Origin of the sequence: Streptomyces sp. NPDC060064 (assembly GCF_042736455.1) — a bacterium.
Classification (GTDB): Bacteria; Actinomycetota; Actinomycetes; order Streptomycetales; family Streptomycetaceae; genus Streptomyces.
In genome coordinates this window covers 34,485-49,019 of record NZ_JBHWWF010000004.1, presented here as the reverse complement: position 1 = coordinate 49,019, position 14,535 = coordinate 34,485, and the positions used below count along the sequence as shown (strand labels likewise).

Below are 14,535 nucleotides of genomic sequence, written 5' to 3'. Positions count from 1 at the left end.
AGTGCGCGAACACGTACCGAGTCGATTTCACACTGGGGCCGGTCCGGATGGCCGTCCGCACCGAGCTGCTCGACGACAACGCGGTGGGGCTTCTGCGTCCGCATAGCCGGCCGCGGGGCCACGGCCTGAAACAGAAACTTCCCACAGCCTGTCCGGCATTGATCGCTCGACTCTCCCCACGCCGACAACAACGGACGATCACTCATCAAGCGCCTTCCGAAGGAGCCCGACCCGATGCCCAGACGTTCTGGATGGCGTGTCGCCCTGGCCGCCACCACCACAAGCCTGATTGCCGCCGCTTCACTGGTGGCCGCCGAACCGGCGTTCGCACAGTACCCACCAGCCCCCGGTGTTGTGATCGACGACAACACCGTGGCCCCCGGTGATCCGATCAATCACACCGCGACCGGCTTCCAACCCCTTGAGCAGGTTGTCCTCAGCCTCGTCCCCGCACCCGGAGCCGCAGCCAGGGCCGCACTGAGGGCATCGCCCGCGTCCGTACGGCCCCTTGCATCGGCCACCCCGAACGGCGATGGCGGAGGAAGCGGGGGCGGAGGTGGCGGAGGCGGAGGCGGAGGAAGCGTGGTGCTCGGCACCTTCACCGCCGACGCCAACGGCATTGTGACTGGAGGGATCACCATCCCCGCGCGCGTGCGCCCGGGCACCTACCTCTACCAGCTCGTCGGCCAGACATCCGGGCTCACGCTGTCCGCGACGGTGACCGTGTCCGCTGCCCCCGGGGGCGGTAACGGGAGCCATCCCCCCGGCGACGGCGGGACTCATCCGCCCGGCGACGGTGACGGGCACGGACGACCCGGTGACGGGGACGGCGACGGTGACGGTGACGGGCACGGACGACCCGGTGACGGCGACGACGACGGGCACGGTGACGGGCACGGCGGCGGCAACGACGACGGGCGCGATGACGGGCACGGCGACGAGAATGGGGGCTCCCCCAACTCAGGTCACGACGACAACGGCTCCTCCGGTCATGGCAACGGAACCTCCGGGCTCGCGGACACCGGTTCCTCGGATGCACCGGTGGCTCTGCTCACCGCGGCAGGTGGTCTGCTGCTTCTCGGTGGCGGGACACTGGTGATCACCAGGCGTCGGCGTACTGACGCTGAACGCGGCTGAGACCAACGATGCCGTGGACCACCCAAAGACTCTCGGCCAGCGCCGTTCTGTCTTATGTCACCGGCCTGGTGGGACGGATTCACCGTCGCATCAGGCCGGTGATGTGGGTGGCGGCAGGTTTTCTTCTCACCGGTTCGGGCTGGGTGCTCGTCACGGGTCTGTACGCCCGTAGCGAGCTGCTCGCGGCCCGACTCGACCTGGAGACACTGCGGAACACGGTGACGGCGTCCTCCTCGCCGGTCCCGACGGCGAGTGGCGGCACTGGCCGCAGGGCGCGCGCCGAAGCAGCGGGCCGTTCCGCTGCGGCGCACGCGGCCCGGGCACACCGGCTCACCAGCGGGCCCGCGTGGTCCCTGGCCGCGCACCTGCCCGGCCTCGGAGGCCCTCTCGCGACCGTCCGTGGTACGGCCAAGGCCGTCGACCGGCTGACCGGCGAGGTGCTGCCGGCCGTCGTCAGCGCCGCCGGCAACATCACGAACGGCGCGGAGGCCGGTGGCGGACACCTGAACCTCGCCGAACTGCGCAGTGCCGCCCCAGCTCTCGAGCAGGCCTCACGACAGGTGGCGGCAACTCGTACGGAGGCCCGCAGATTGCCCCGCCACACCTGGCTCCCCGCCGTGGACCGGGTCCGGGACCAACTCCTCAGCCGGCTGGACCGGATGGCGCCCGCTATGGAGAACGCCGCCACCGGCGCCCGCCTCCTGCCGCAGATGCTGGGGGCGGACGGTCCGCGGCGCTACCTCGTGATGTTTCAGAACCCCGCGGAGGCACGTGGAACCGGTGGGATGCCCGGTGCCTTCGCCATGCTGACAGCCGACCGGGGGGCGCTGGAGCTGACGCATTTCGGAAGCGACGCCGAGATGGTGGGCGCTCACCCCGAGGTGGACCTCGGCGCCGAGTTCGCCACCATGTACGGACGTGGCGATGCGGTGAACACCTGGGCCAACTCCAACATGAGCCCGCACTTCCCCTACGCCGCGCGTATCTGGTCGGCCACCTGGCTCTACCAGAGCGGCGAGCGTGTCGATGGCGTACTCGCACTGGATCCGGGCGCGCTGGCCCGGCTGCTCGCAGCTTCCGGGCAGGCGCGCACGACCGACGGCACAGTCGTCAGCGCGGACAACGTGGTGGACATCAGCGAGCGCACCAACTACATGACGTACCCGGACCCGCTCAAGCGCAAGGCTTTCCTGCTGGACGTGGCCCGCGCCGCTGCCGGGCGGTTGATGACCGCCGCCGAGGATCCCCACCTGCGGCCCTCGCTGCTGCTCGGCCTGTACGAGTTGCTGGGCAACGGGCAGGTGACCGCCTGGAGCTCCCACGCGAAGGAGCAGCAGGAGCTGGAATCACGCCCGGTCGGCGGCTCCTTGCCGCAGCGTCCGGAGCCCTACGCCGGGCTGGTGGTCAACAATGCCGCCGGCACCAAGCTCGACTACTACCTCGACCGCACCCTGGACTGGTCCCCCGGCCGCTGCACCGCCGACGGCCGCGAGGTCACCGTCAAGGCGGTCTTCTCCAACGGTGCACCGTCCGCAGGACTTCCCACCTACGTCACCGATCGTCTCGACAAGCCCCCCTATCCGACGCGTCAGGGGGACAATCGCCTGCTGGTCTCCTACTTCGCGACCGGCGGGGCAGATCTGGTCAAGGCTGACCTCGACGGGCGGCGCGCCTTCCTGACACCGGGTGTCGAGCGCGGCCATCCGGTGTACACGTTCGACGTCGAAGTGCCCGCGGGCAGCAGCCGGACGTTGACGCTGCACCTGCTGGAGCCCCCGGCCGACCAGGGACCCACCGTCTTCCACCAACGACTGCCACGCCCGCTGCGGGCCACGGTGCACCCGTCCCCGGGCTGCCCCGAAAGCTGAGTGACGTCTCTTCCGCCCGGTCCGGCACGGCTGCCGCGTCCCGGCCAGAAAAGTAGGCGATTCCGGGGTAATACTGGCGTCATGCTCGACTCCACCCCCTCCTTCGCCGCCTGGCGCCCGTCCCCGTTTCGGGTACTCACGGTGTGCACCGCCAATCTCTACCGGTCGCCTGTCGCCGAATGCCTTCTGAGGCAGCGGCTGGCCGCACTGCGGGAGGCGATCCATGTGAGCAGTGCGGGCACGGAGGCCGTCCCGGGTGCACCGATGGCGGCCATTGCCGCATCCATGGTGGCCGAACGGGGCGCGGACCCGTCCGGGACGGTCACGCGCCGGCTGACGGCCGGACTCGTCGACAGCGCGGATCTGGTGCTCGGGGCCGCGACGGAGCATCGTGAGGCAGCGGTGCGGCTCTCCCCCGTACGGGCCCTGTCCCGGGCCTTCAGCCTTCGCGAGTTCGCCCGGCTGGTGCGGGCCGAGGACGCGGCGGGTGCGACGGACCCGGCCGCCCGGTTCGCCGCGCTCGTGGAGGGTGCGGCGGCTCGGCGCGGTGCGGCCGGGGCGGGCGTGGCTGACGACGACGTGTCCGATCCGCTCGGTGCGAGTCCCGCCGCAGCTCGGGAGTGCGTGACGCGGATCGAAGAGTCGGTGGAAAGGATCGCCGTCGCGATGCAGGCGCGCTGAGGTACGTGGTCCGCGTCATGGGACCTGTCGGACACTGCACGCCGGGGCGGTAAGCCGAAGATGTTTACGCTGCCGAGCGCCGCTGGATCAAGGTCGGCCAATCCAAGCCCACCGAGCGTGGCCTGCCGTTTTCCACCTGAGGCTTGGCCGAGATGCGTTCCTCGTTGATCAGCTGTCCACACTGATGCCAGTTCCAGCCGTGGGCGAAACGCCGGCCTTGACCGATCTCGGACTCGCAGTGGGGATTTCAGCTTTCCCCCATGCGGGGGAGGTGAGGAGCGAAGGCTTCGGTTGCCTGCGCGTGGAGTGAGCGAGGAGGCAGCCCAGGGAAACCCAGAAAGGAGCGGTCACCAGCAGGTTCCCCAGAGTGTTGGCGAACAGCAGCCCCACCGAATAGGCCACTCCGAGCGATTGGAGGACCGCTTGGTCCGCAGTGCACCGCCGGCCGAGGCCGAGCCACAGCAAAGCCACGAAGAGTGCGAGCGTGCCCACTCCGGCCTCAGCCGCCAGGCGCAGGTAGTCGTTATGGGTGTTCATGTAGATGCCGATGCCGGACGGGGACTGTGCGTAACCGGGGAACACCCCGTACCCGATCCCGCGGAGCGGATGGTCGAGCGCCACACGCACGGCCAGCAGGGCAACCTGCTTCCGCACCTCGGTGTTCGTGGTCAGCTCGGTTGACGTCCGATTTCCCGTCAAATTGCTTTCCACCGCGTCGAGTGTTCCCGGGAGAGCCATGGCGACGGCGAGGATCGCCAGCGCGATGACCGCCTTGTGCCGCAGCGGACGGCCGATGAAGAGAACGCAGGCCAGTCCTGCCGCGACCATCAGAAAGGCGCCTCGCGACCGGGTCTCCAGGATCGCGGCAGCGCACACCAGCGCGGGCAGCAGCCACACCCAGGAGTGGTTGAGCCGCGCCAGGCCGACTGCCGCAACCAGTGCGAGTGCCAGCATGGCTCCCAGGTAGTTGGGGTTCAGGCCCAGACCCGCCAAACGGTCGTCAACGTGCTCTCCCCGGACGAGTAGGTACCCGGCGACACCGGCGCCCGAGCCGGCGACGATATGCGCGACCGACCGGGGGCCCGGGGGCGCAACGGCGGAAGCCATGAGCAAGCCGAGGCCCATCAGCAAGGAGGGGAACGCACTCCACGACCGGTCCATCAGCAGCGTCATCCGAGGCAGCAGGTAACTCGAGGTGAGGGCGAAGGCGATGAGCACAATCAGAGCAAGATGGACGCGCAGCTGGAAGCCGCTCAGCACGACACGGAACAGAACGAAACCGACTCCCGCAGCAACGAATACGGGCAGTGCCACGCCACTGGAATCGCCGACGGCGACTGCTGGGACGATCCCGAGCAGTATCAGCAACGCGAGGTCGGGGCGCGGCACGGCCAACAGGGCGAGGCACACCACGACGCCGGCGGCGACGGTCGCTGTGCCGTAATACAGCAGCATGTACGTCGCGGCCGGCATGGCGACCACAAGGCATCCCAAGCTGATGACGGTGGCAGTGAGAGGTCTCATCACCCCGCCCACCAGATTGACCATCACTCACTTCTTTCATGGTTTCGGCACCGGTCAGCCGGTGCCCGTGATCAACCTGGGCATGAGCCTGGTGACGGGATTGCTCGTGGGCTCCGCAACCGCTGTGCTTCGAAACTGACACCGCGCATTCGGCAATGTGGCGCCCGGCGCCGACGGGGCGCCAATACAACAGTCACCGGGGCTGTTCTCTACCCCTTGCGTGCGAGCACAACCCGAGTATGAAACCCGCGGTACAGCGACTCGACTGCAGACCATGAAATCACAGGAGCGAGAAGTCCGGAGGCCCGGCTGACGTTCCGCGTCGCCATGACGAAATCACGCTCCACGAACTCGACTTGCGAGAAGTGGCGACCGAAGGCCTGAGAAATCTCCCGCTTTGTTGGGTAGTTGATACCGCATCTGCTGTATTCGATGTTCCGCAGTGCGGTCTCGGCAGCGCCGAGACGCCGCTGGAAGGAGTTACGGATACCCAGCCTCGCCCACAGGGAAATGAGCGCTGGATGCTGGAACCGACCGCCGAAGGGGGTGAAGATGTGCGGCTCCACCGGCCGCCAGCGAGCGGGGAAGACGTGCAGCGTCCAGGCGCCGGATTTGAGGACCCGAGCGATTTCGCTGATTGGCTTCTCGTAGCTCATCACATGTTCGAAAACGGAAGTCGAGTAGCAGAAGTCAAAGGAATCGGCGGGAAATGGAAAGTTCCCATCCGCGTCCGACAAGTGCAGGTTCCTCCTGCCGTCCGTCGACAACTCTTCCCACCCTGCGACCAATCGCTCCACCGGCCTGTCCACGCCCGTCGCCTCGTAGCCTTCGGCGGCGAACTCGCGGACATGCCGGCCCGAGCCGCATCCGAAGTCCAGCACACGCCGGCCCGGGGCAAGCCCACCATGCCGGGCCAGAATGGCTCGGCATGCCGAAGTCATCGCCTGATTGCCGAGCATTTCAGGGGCGTCGATCGCCATGTCAGCTCCCACGTGCAGTCAGGGGGTCGGGGTTCGGTGACCATAACCTGCCATTCCGACCCGACTGCGATGTTGACGGCGCCAGGCAGCAGAGGTCACCGGATCAGAGCACAGGGCGATGTCTCCCGAAGGGGAGGGCGGCCGTTGCGAGAGCAAGATCTGGCAGAATGCCCATTTCCGTGTGATATGTATCAGACACTGGTGGTCGGCCCGCGAAGCGGTGCACCGGCAAGCAGCGTTGGCGATGTCGCCGGACCGGCTAACTGACGGTGCATCACGTTGGGAGAGCATTTTATGTGCGGTGTAGCCGGAATTGTGTCGACCAGCCCTCCCGACCCCGAACGGGTACGCGTGATGTGCCGCCTCATCGCCCACCGGGGGCCCGACGGAGAGGGCTTCCACACCGACGCCCACGCGGCGCTGGGAATGCGCCGGCTCGCCATCATCGACGTGGCCGGAGGAGACCAGCCGGTCTACAACGAGGACGGCACCGTCGCGGCGGTCTTCAACGGCGAGATCTACAACTTCGCGGAACTGCGGGAGCGGCTGATCGGGTGCGGGCACCGGTTCACCACCAACAGCGACACCGAGGTGCTGGTCCACCTGTATGAGGATCACGGTGAGGACCTGGTCGGGCACCTGCGGGGCATGTTCGCCTTCGCGATCTGGGATGCCGCGCGGCGCCGGCTGCTGCTCGCACGGGACCGTGTGGGCAAGAAGCCGCTGTACTACCGGCAGGCCGGAGCGTCACTGGCGTTCGCGTCGGAGCTGAAGGCTCTGGTGGCCGATCCAGCGGTGCCCCGTGAGCTGGACCCGGTGGCTCTGCATCACTATCTGACGTACCAGTATGTGCCGGCCCCGTGGTCGATCTACCGCAGTATCCGCAAACTGCCCCCCGGGCACCTGCTGGTATGGCAAGACGGCGAGGTGCGACTGCGGCGCTACTGGAAGCTGGACTTCACACCGCAGCAGGTGGGCTGCGAGCGGGAAGCAGCAGAACAGGCACGGGAGTTACTGCTGGACGCCACTCGGGTCCGCATGGTCAGCGAGCGTCCGCTGGGCGCGTTTCTGTCCGGCGGCATCGACTCCTCCGCGGTGGTGGCCGCCATGGCCCGAGTCAGTGATCAACCGGTGAAGACGTTCTGCATCGGATTCGACGACCAGCGGTACGACGAGCGGTCCTACGCGGCGACCGTGGCCCGCCGCTACGGAACCGACCACCATGAGTTCGTGGTGGCCGGGTCGTCCGCCCTGGAGATTCTGCCCACGGTGACCCGGCATTTCGACGAACCGTTCGCCGATTCCTCTGCCATTCCCTCGTTCTTCGTGGCTCAACTGAGCCGCGAGCACGTGACCGTGGTGCTCAACGGCGACGGAGGGGACGAAAGCTTCGGGGGCTACCGCCGCTATGCGTACATGAAGCGAGTGGGGCGGATGCAGGCCCCCTACCGGCTGCATGGTGCCCTGAACCGTCTCGGTTCCGCATTGGTGGAGGGCAGTACCACGCCCCGCTTGCGCCGGGTCGGACGGGGGTTGCGGCTGCTGGGTGACACGCCACAGCACCGCTACGCCACCCTCATGTCGTACTTCACCCGCGAGGCCAAGGACGCTCTGTACACCGACGCGATGCGCGAGCAGGTGGCCGGCGTCAACAGCTACGAGCTGGTCACGGAGATGTTCGACACTTCCCGTGCGGACGAGGACGTCAACCGTTTGATGGACGTCGACGTGAACACCTACCTGCCCGGGGACTTGCTCGTGAAGGTGGACATCACCACCATGGCTCACTCGTTGGAGGCCCGCTCTCCGTTCCTGGACCACCATCTGATGGAGTGGGCCGCCGGTCTGCCGGGCCGGTGGAAGGTCGACGGCCAGGTGACCAAGGCGCTGTTGAAGAAGGCGATGACCCCTTGGCTGCCATCCGAGCTGATCACCCGGCCCAAGGCCGGCTTCGGGGTGCCATTGGCGGACTGGCTGCGCTGCGAACTGCGGCCGCTGGCCTTCGATCTGCTGACCGACCACACGGCTCGCTCTCGCGGCCTGTTCCGGCCCGATGTCGTGCGACAACTGCTGCAGGACCATGACGAGGGGCGTGACCGCTCCCTACAGCTGTGGTCGCTCCTGCAGTTCGAGCTCTGGCACCGCACATGCGCGGAGCAGTCCTGGGACACCGCGCCTGCCACCGCCCAACCCGCCCAGGGACACTGTGGCTGACACCGCACGGCAGGTACTCGGCATGCTGGGCAGCCGGGCCGCGTGCCTTGTGCTGTCCGTGTTCACGAGCGCGGCCATCGCCCGGTCGCTGGAGCCGGAGGGTCGGGGGATCTACTACATGGCGGTCACCGTCGCCACCACCGCCACTATGCTGGGACACCTGTCCGGCGAGCAGGCGCAGAGCGCGTTGTGGACGGATGCCGAGCGCCGCGAGGCGCTCGCCGGCAACAGCGTGCCCCTCGCCCTGGTACTCGGGACGCTCAGCGGGCTTGCAGGGACGGCTTTGGTGGCCGTGATCGGACCCGAGTCCCTGAATCTGCCGGGCCAGTTCCTGGTGGTGGTGGCCTGCCTCAACGTTCCGCTCGGCATCGCGTCGAACTACGCCGTCAACATCGTGCTGCTGCGGGGGCAGGTGCGTGTGGCGAACTGGTCGATGCTCGCCGGTGCGCTCACCCAATGCATCGCTGTGGCCGCGCTGGCGGCCGGTGAGCGGTTGAGCGTCGTAGCGGCGCTGGTCGTCTGGGTCGCCGCGGGGAGTGTCCCCCTGGTGGTATTCATCGCCGTCGGAGCCGGCGCGGGGCGACACAGGGATCTGGCGCTGGCACGCACGACGGTGGTCACCGGCTCCCGATACCACCTGGGGCCCGCCTCGGTGTTCCTTTTGATGAACGCGGACATCTACATGCTCAGCGCATTCGCCGGCGCGCGGGAGGTAGGCATCTATTCGCTGGCGGTCGGCCTGGCCGGGTACATCCGCGTGCTGGCGGATGTCGTGTCCCAGGTAATGCTCAAGCGCCAGTTCAACTCCACCGACACCGAATCCGCCGACGTCACCGTGCAGATCACCAGGTACGCGGTTCTGCTGGCCCTGGCCCCGGCACTGGTGCTGATGCTGTCCGCACCGGTACTGGTCTCCGCCGTGTACGGTGCGGCGTACGCCGATGCGGTGCCGCTCGTGATGCTGCTGGCTCCCGGTGTGATGGCGCTCGGAGCGAGCCGACTGCCGAGCTCCTACCTTCTGCGGTTGCGCCGCGCGAAGCTGATCGTTGTGCCGTCCGTGATCGCCCTGGCGGTCAACATCGCACTGAACCTGCTGCTGATCCCCGTGTGGGGCGCTGCCGGATGTGCGCTGGCCTCCTCGCTGGCCTACGTACTGCTGGCCGCCCTGCAGACGCGCCTGTTCGCCAGGGTGACGGGCATCCGGGCCAGAAACCTGCTCCCCGTGACCGCGGACCTGCGCACGCTCCTCTACGCCATGCGTCGCTGTGTGCCGGGCCGGAACGCCGCGGCGTCCCTGCCGCCCGGATAGCCGTCCCCGGCCCCGGCCGCCACCGCGGTGCCATCACCCGGACGACAGCGCGTCGAGCTTGATATCGACACAAAAGGTGCTGAGAGCCTGAAGAAGAAGGAAAGCACGCAGTGCCGCGCCTGACTGCTGGATGGATGGAGCTGATATCAGTGACTGGACGCCGCGACACCAAGACCGTACCGATCGCCGCGAATGTCGTCGGCGGTGCCGAACTGTCCCGTGTGTGTCTGATGATCGGCCAATTGGGGCTGGGAGGTGCGGAAAAGCAAGTCGTGATGCTTGCACGAGGTCTGGTCGAGCGAGGCATTGAAACCACACTGCTGCTGTTGTCCGAACGAGGGCCGCGTGAGACAGAGCTGGCCGGTTCCGGGGTGAGGATCGTGAGCCTGGGATACCGGGGAATCCCCCGGCCGTGGGTGGATCTCCGGGGCACCCTGAGGGACGCCGCGGCCGCCGTCAGGGCGTTCGCTCGGCTCACGGCACACCTGCGGCGTACGCGCCCGCAGGTCTTCCACTGCTACTTGTTCCACTGCTACGTCGCGGGAGCCCCCGCCGCCCGTCTGGCGCGGGTTCCGGTGTGCGTGGCCGGGCGGCGCAGTCTGGGCACGTTCAAGGAGGGACGCCGTGCACTGCTGGCCGTGGAGCGGGGCGCAACCCGGATGACAGACTTCGTCGTGGCGAACGCGCAAGCCGTCGCCGAAGATGCCCTGCGCCAGGAAGGTCTGCCACTGGACAAGATCACCGTCATCCACAACGGGATGGAAGAACGGGATTTCCGGGCGGTCGCACCGGCTGACCTGGTCACGGACCAGCCCGTGGTGCTGTGCGTGGCCAATCTGCGTACCTACAAGGGCCACCAGTACCTGCTCGACGCCGTCTTCCGACTGCAACGGCGGGGGCATCCCTGCACCCTCGCGTTGATCGGTGATGGTCCCGAGCGACTCCAACTGCAACAACAGGCCGACCGGCTGGGCATCGACGTACGGTTTCTGGGCCATCGCACCGATGTACCCGCTTTCCTCGCCCGCGCGGACGTCGTCGTGCTGCCCTCCCTGGAGGAGGGCCTGAGCAACGCCGTCATGGAGGCCATGGCGACCGGTCGGCCGATGGTTGCCACCGCGGTCGGCGGAACACCTGAACTGCTCCGCGACCGAGGGGTGCTGGTGCCGCCGGCCGACCCCGAAGCCCTGGCGCAGGGCCTGCACTGGATGCTCACCGATCGCGCCGCCGCCTCACGACTGGGGAAGGCCGCCCGAGAGTGGGCTCTTGAGCACCTGAGTGCGGACACCATGGTGGACCGGCACATCACCCTGTACAGGAAGCTGCTGGGGGGCGGTTCCGCCAGGCGGTCGGGGGAGACGGCCGATGGGAGCTGAGCACCGCGACGGTGGGGGCCCGGCGGCCGCGGAACGACCGCGGCCGCCTCGGGCGGCGAGAACGGTCAGGCTGCCGTCACACTGTGCGCCCCGCGTGAAGTGTCCGTAGTGCCCTGGTCGGCAACCGACGCGAAGACGTACTCGTTGCAGCCCAGGCCCCCTCCGCAGGTCTTGAGGTGACGCAGCTCCAGCCCATGGCGCCGGCCGACACGGAACACCTCTTCCGGAGCGGCGACTTCGAAGGGATAGCCCCCGACCCAGTCGATGAGGTCGTACTGGGCGGACATACCGCGAGCACGTGGGCCCTCGCTGCCGACAGGACGTCGCCCCGTCCGGGCCAGCTTCAACAAGGCGACCGCGCGTCCGGGAGCGTACATATACATCCGGCTGCCAGCGACCAGCAAGCGCCGCTTTACCGCACCGGAGGAGTTGTATGTGCGCTTGACATGCGTCCACAGCCGGCTGCGCAGGCCTTGATCGTTGTAGATCGACACATACAGCAGGCCACCGGGGGCAACCATTCGGCAGGCGGTGTCCAAGGCTTCCCTCAGGGCGCCCGTATGGTGCAGCACTCCCCAGGAGTAGACGATGTCGAACTGTCCGAGGCGGGAAATCAGGGAGGAATCCAGCACCGAACCCTGCTCCACCCGCCAGTCGCTGTCGGGCGCGTACCGGTCGCGCAGCCGTCTGGTGGTCGCCACCGCGTCGGGATCGTAGTCGAAGGAGTGCACCTTCGCGCCGAGTTGGAGTGCGGCCAGCGAGAACAGCCCGCTGCCGCAGCCGATGTCCAGGAACGCGCGCCCGGCAAGGTCCCGGGTTCCCAGGGCCGCCACGATGGACTCCCGCGCGCCGGCGATTCGATCCTCGTCGATGAGCCGGCTGAACTCCTGCCAGTTGCGGCCGAAGGCGAAGCGCTTGCCCTGCTCTACCTCGCTGGAGCCGTCGATCACCTCATGGTCTCCTTTCTCCTGGGAGCATTTACTGCAGACGCCGACGCTGCCCCGCTGCGCTCAACCCGACAGGGAACATACGCACTTACGCGGTATATCAGACGCCGGGCCGAGAACGGTGTCGACGCTGCGGTGCGGGATACGAGAACCGACCGAATACCAGGCTGGCTCTCGGCGATCCTTCCAAGGCCTATCGAAATGCTTCCGGGGGGTGTCCAAAGCGGCGGACACATATGTCGCGCCTTTGACAGATACCGGAGTGTGCTCGGCTTAATATCTGGCACATGTCGACCGCCACGTACCAGAGCACCGGTTTCGGCATCCCACGCCTACGCGTGATGAGAGTCATCACCAGAATGAATATCGGTGGTCCGGCCGTCCAGGTCACGGCACTCATGCGGGGCCTGGATACCGAGCGATTCGACCATCAGCTGATTGCCGGACTTGTGGGTGCGGGTGAGGCGGACTATCTGGAGCAGCGGGCACCCGACCTGCCGGTCCATCGGCTCAATGGCCTGGGCCGGACTGTCCGGCCCACGGACGATGCGCGCTGCCTGCTCGAACTGGCGGCAGCCATGCGCCGATTCCGGCCCCATATCGTCCACACGCACACAGCGAAGGCGGGCGCGCTGGGGCGGGCGGCTGCCGTGCTGGCGCGTGTCCCCTCAAGGGTGCACACATTTCACGGCCATCTCCTGCATGGTTATTTCTCCCCGGCGAAGACTCGCGTCCTGGTGCAGACCGAGCGCAGGCTGGCAGCCCTGAGCGATCGGTTGGTTGCCGTGGGCAGCCGGGTGCGGGACGACCTCGTCGCCGCCGGTATCGGAAAGGCGGACCAATTCACGGTCGTGCCGCCCGGCACCAGGCTCGCAACCGCACCGGAGCCCTCGGAAGCCCGGCGACTGCTAGGACTCCCGCAGGGCTGTCCCGTGGTTGCCTATGTGGGACGAATTACCGGAATCAAGCGACCCGACCGCTTTCTCGCCGTAGCCCGCGAGGTGCGCCGCACAGTACCCGCAGCGCATTTCGTGGTGTGTGGATCGGGCGACTTCCAGCCGGATCCGGAAGCGGTCACCGACCTCGGTGACTCCCTCCACCTGCTGGGCTGGCGCGCAGACGTGGAGACCGTATACGCGGCGGCCGACCTGGTGTTGCTGACCTCGGACAACGAAGGCATGCCCGTCAGCCTGATCGAGGCCGGCCTGGCGGGGCTGCCGGCGGTGGCCACAAACGTCGGCAGCGTCGCGGAGGTCGTACAGGACGGCACGACGGGGCTCCTGGCCGGGCTGTCGTCCGGTGAACTCGCTCGCCACACCGTGACTCTGCTGCGCGACGGGGAACTGCGCCAGGAGATGGGGGCACGCGCGCGTACGTTCACCAGCCGGCGCTTCAGCGAGGAACGTCTGGTGGCCGACACACAGGCTCTCTACACCTCCATCGCCGTCACCCGAGGCTGGTGGACCGCATCCCCGTTCGAAAGGTGAGCACTGTTGAACGTCCTTGTTACGGGAGGCGCCGGCTTCATCGGCGCCAACCTTTGCCGAGAGCTTGCATCGCGTCCGACTGTGGGCAAGGTCATCGCTCTGGACGACCTGAGCACAGGTTTCGCAGCCAACCTGGTGGGAGTCGACGCGGAGCTGGTCGAGGGCAGCATTCTCGACCCCGACCTCCTCGACAGCGTCGTCGCCGGAATGGATGCTGTCGTCCACCTCGCAGCCCGCCCGTCCGTGCCGCGCTCGCTGGCGGACCCGGTCGCCAGTCATCACGTCAACGCGACCGGGACGGTGTACGTCCTCGAGGCCTGCCGACGCGCAGGCCTCCCGGTGGTCGCCGCCTCGTCCTCCTCGGTCTACGGTGCCGTTCCCGTGCTTCCAAAACACGAGGAGCTGCCGACCCAGCCCATGAGCCCCTACGCCGCGAGCAAACTCGCCACCGAGTCCTATGCCCTCGCCTACGGCGCCTCGTTCGGCCTCCGGGTTCTGGCGTTTCGGTTCTTCAACGTCTACGGGCCGTTGCAGCCGGCCGGCCATGCCTATGCCGCCGTGATCCCGGCCTTCATCGATGCCATGCTGCGCGGCACGCCCGCGAGGGTTTTCGGCGACGGCCTGCAGACGCGGGACTTCACGTATGTCGGAACCGTCGTCAGGGTGCTGGCCGATGCGGTCCTGCGCAAGGTCGCGTACCCCGGTCCGGTGAACCTGGCCTTCGGTACCCGGGTGCCCCTCATCGACATCGCCCAGCAGCTCGCGGAAATCATCGGGTCGCCGGCCGACATCCGGCACGAGGCGGCGAGGGCGGGAGACGTCCGCCACTCCCAGGCCGCGGATGGTCTGCTGCGCGAGCTCTTCCCCGATGTCGCCCAAGTGCCGCTGCCGCGTGGACTGGCCGAGACGGTGCGCTGGTTCCGTACCCTGCCCGAGTACGCCGAGCTGCCACCGGCCAAGTCCCTCACGGTGGAAGTGGGCTGACGACAGAGTCGAGGGGAGTCACGGCGAC

General features: G+C 67.8%; 12 protein-coding genes. 9 read left to right on the top strand and 3 right to left on the bottom strand.

Going from position 1 to position 14,535, the window contains the following annotated elements:
- The first annotated feature begins 234 nt into the window (after positions 1-234).
- From ACFWDI_RS06625 to ACFWDI_RS06615, 3 genes are all read left to right on the top strand, one after another.
- A complete protein-coding gene (locus ACFWDI_RS06625) occupies positions 235-1,137 on the top strand; it encodes an LPXTG cell wall anchor domain-containing protein (protein ID WP_385301709.1) in 903 nt (300 codons plus the stop codon).
- Positions 1,138-1,238: 101 nt separating this feature from the next.
- On the top strand, positions 1,239-3,005 hold the full coding sequence (locus ACFWDI_RS06620) for a DUF4012 domain-containing protein (protein ID WP_385301946.1): 1,767 nt from the start codon (positions 1,239-1,241) through the stop codon (positions 3,003-3,005).
- 81 nt (positions 3,006-3,086) lie between these two features.
- Positions 3,087-3,686 (top strand): low molecular weight phosphatase family protein, encoded by a 600-nt coding sequence (locus ACFWDI_RS06615; protein ID WP_385301707.1) that lies wholly within the window; start codon positions 3,087-3,089, stop codon positions 3,684-3,686.
- A gap of 168 nt (positions 3,687-3,854) precedes the next feature.
- Here the strand turns inward: ACFWDI_RS06615 and ACFWDI_RS06610 are convergent, their stop codons facing one another.
- On the bottom strand, positions 3,855-5,159 hold the full coding sequence (locus tag ACFWDI_RS06610) for an O-antigen ligase family protein (RefSeq protein WP_385301705.1): 1,305 nt from the start codon (positions 5,157-5,159) through the stop codon (positions 3,855-3,857).
- Between ACFWDI_RS06610 and ACFWDI_RS06605 the strand changes: the two genes are divergently transcribed.
- Positions 5,140-5,349, top strand: coding sequence for a hypothetical protein (locus ACFWDI_RS06605; RefSeq protein WP_385301703.1), 210 nt, complete (start codon positions 5,140-5,142; stop codon positions 5,347-5,349). The genes ACFWDI_RS06610 and ACFWDI_RS06605 overlap by 20 nt on opposite strands.
- A gap of 70 nt (positions 5,350-5,419) precedes the next feature.
- Here the strand turns inward: ACFWDI_RS06605 and ACFWDI_RS06600 are convergent, their stop codons facing one another.
- Positions 5,420-6,190: a class I SAM-dependent methyltransferase gene (locus ACFWDI_RS06600; protein WP_385301702.1), complete on the bottom strand. Its 771-nt coding sequence runs from the start codon at positions 6,188-6,190 to the stop codon at positions 5,420-5,422.
- 294 nt (positions 6,191-6,484) lie between these two features.
- Here ACFWDI_RS06600 and asnB point away from each other — a divergent pair, with 294 nt between their 5' ends.
- The 3 genes from asnB (at position 6,485) to ACFWDI_RS06585 (ending at position 11,089) form a co-directional block, all read left to right on the top strand.
- On the top strand, positions 6,485-8,404 hold the full coding sequence (asnB, locus tag ACFWDI_RS06595; protein ID WP_385301700.1) for an asparagine synthase (glutamine-hydrolyzing): 1,920 nt from the start codon (positions 6,485-6,487) through the stop codon (positions 8,402-8,404).
- On the top strand, positions 8,397-9,713 hold the full coding sequence (locus ACFWDI_RS06590; RefSeq protein WP_385301699.1) for a lipopolysaccharide biosynthesis protein: 1,317 nt from the start codon (positions 8,397-8,399) through the stop codon (positions 9,711-9,713). Before asnB ends, ACFWDI_RS06590 begins: the two co-directional genes overlap by 8 nt.
- Before the next feature lie 149 nt (positions 9,714-9,862).
- Positions 9,863-11,089 (top strand): glycosyltransferase, encoded by a 1,227-nt coding sequence (locus ACFWDI_RS06585; protein WP_385301697.1) that lies wholly within the window; start codon positions 9,863-9,865, stop codon positions 11,087-11,089.
- Between the two features lie 65 nt (positions 11,090-11,154).
- On the opposite strand, the gene ACFWDI_RS06580 is transcribed toward ACFWDI_RS06585, so the two are convergent.
- Positions 11,155-12,039: a class I SAM-dependent methyltransferase gene (locus tag ACFWDI_RS06580; RefSeq protein WP_385301696.1), complete on the bottom strand. Its 885-nt coding sequence runs from the start codon at positions 12,037-12,039 to the stop codon at positions 11,155-11,157.
- 284 nt (positions 12,040-12,323) lie between these two features.
- Here ACFWDI_RS06580 and ACFWDI_RS06575 point away from each other — a divergent pair, with 284 nt between their 5' ends.
- Entirely contained in the window at positions 12,324-13,523 is a 1,200-nt protein-coding gene (locus tag ACFWDI_RS06575) for a glycosyltransferase (RefSeq protein ID WP_385301695.1), read from the top strand.
- Between the two features lie 6 nt (positions 13,524-13,529).
- The gene (locus tag ACFWDI_RS06570) at positions 13,530-14,507 is read left to right on the top strand and encodes an NAD-dependent epimerase/dehydratase family protein (RefSeq protein ID WP_385301694.1); all 978 of its coding nucleotides are present in this window, start codon (positions 13,530-13,532) and stop codon (positions 14,505-14,507) included.
- Positions 14,508-14,535 lie beyond the last annotated feature (28 nt).

Bases quoted from the DNA above. Each gene is read 5' to 3' on its own strand.
- ACFWDI_RS06605 (WP_385301703.1), top strand. From the start codon at position 5,140: ATGTACGTCGCGGCCGGCATGGCGACCACAAGGCATCCCAAGCTGATG.
- ACFWDI_RS06620 (WP_385301946.1), top strand. From the start codon at position 1,239: ATGTGGGTGGCGGCAGGTTTTCTTCTCACCGGTTCGGGCTGGGTGCTC.
- ACFWDI_RS06600 (WP_385301702.1), bottom strand. From the start codon at position 6,190: ATGGCGATCGACGCCCCTGAAATGCTCGGCAATCAGGCGATGACTTCG.
- ACFWDI_RS06575 (WP_385301695.1), top strand. From the start codon at position 12,324: ATGTCGACCGCCACGTACCAGAGCACCGGTTTCGGCATCCCACGCCTA.
- asnB (WP_385301700.1), top strand. From the start codon at position 6,485: ATGTGCGGTGTAGCCGGAATTGTGTCGACCAGCCCTCCCGACCCCGAA.
- ACFWDI_RS06610 (WP_385301705.1), bottom strand. From the start codon at position 5,159: ATGCCGGCCGCGACGTACATGCTGCTGTATTACGGCACAGCGACCGTC.
- ACFWDI_RS06625 (WP_385301709.1), top strand. From the start codon at position 235: ATGCCCAGACGTTCTGGATGGCGTGTCGCCCTGGCCGCCACCACCACA.
- ACFWDI_RS06615 (WP_385301707.1), top strand. From the start codon at position 3,087: ATGCTCGACTCCACCCCCTCCTTCGCCGCCTGGCGCCCGTCCCCGTTT.